Raw genomic sequence first — 913 nt, 5'->3', positions numbered from 1 at the left:
CCCTCGGCTCTAAACGAGATGCAACCGGTCTGGCTCCCTGCATGCCATTGTTGGTTACATATGTGTTATTCACTTTAAGTGACGTTGTATCAAAGTCCTCAATTGGCTGAAAATGACTACTCTTCGAAATCACTAAGCTGTCACCGTTTGTATTTGTACAGACCATTTCTTTAATTCGCAAGTTATCACCTCATTCTAAAAGCCATTTGCTCAAGCGCTTGACGGTTTAACCGAGCTGTTTCGGCTGGCGACAATGGTTGTGGGCTATTGTTAGTTTGATACATAACTACTGAAGGTTCACTCCCTTTACTCGTTGCCTTATCAAAAGATGTTAATAATTTATCAAGTTTTTCTTCTAGCTTTGGAGTTTCTACAACGTTTTTCACAGTAAACGTTGTACTATTAGAACTGATTGCATCGGCTGCATTTTTTATCTTCCTAACAACGTCTGGAACTTGTGTGAGTGGCGATGATGTAGCGACCTGTATCCCCATCGTGCTATTGACTAAGTTTGCTAACTCTTTTGCTTTCTCTTCTAAAGGTCCTCTCATGTCTTCCATACCATTGATTAAACCGCCAATAGCTTTCATCCCAACTTCAGGTAAAGTATATGTCAGGATATCAAACTCTTTTGTTGTACCCTCTCGAATGGACTTTGCCTTCTTTTCGAATTCCACTTGAAGCTGATCTAACTGAACAGCTGCCTTCTCACGAAGCTCTTTAAGCTTTTGTTCAGTATCCTTCTTCATGCCTTCCATCTCTTTGACAGCTTGTTCACGAGCAATGTTGGTTTTGGACTTCCACAAGCCTTGGAACTTTGCCAATTCCTCATCACTCATGTTTACCATTGCGGCTATTTCTGCCCCCGCTTTTGGTCCCATTGCCTGTAATTCAGCAAGTAGCCCTTCATCTA

At 41.6% G+C, this 913-nt stretch carries 1 protein-coding gene and 1 pseudogene; both read right to left on the bottom strand.

The genetic code is table 11. The features are described from left to right. Window positions 1-181, bottom strand: a 181-nt coding sequence (locus BAMA_RS24690; protein WP_157406076.1) for a hypothetical protein, incomplete at its 3' end; no start/stop codon positions are given. 4 nt (window positions 182-185) lie between these two features. Then, a pseudogene (locus tag BAMA_RS24795) lies at window positions 186-913 on the bottom strand (hypothetical protein); the annotation flags it as partial.

The sequence above is a fragment of the Bacillus manliponensis genome, assembly GCF_000712595.1.
Taxonomy (GTDB): domain Bacteria; phylum Bacillota; class Bacilli; order Bacillales; family Bacillaceae_G; genus Bacillus_A; species Bacillus_A manliponensis.
This window is presented reverse-complemented; position numbering and strand designations above follow the sequence as displayed.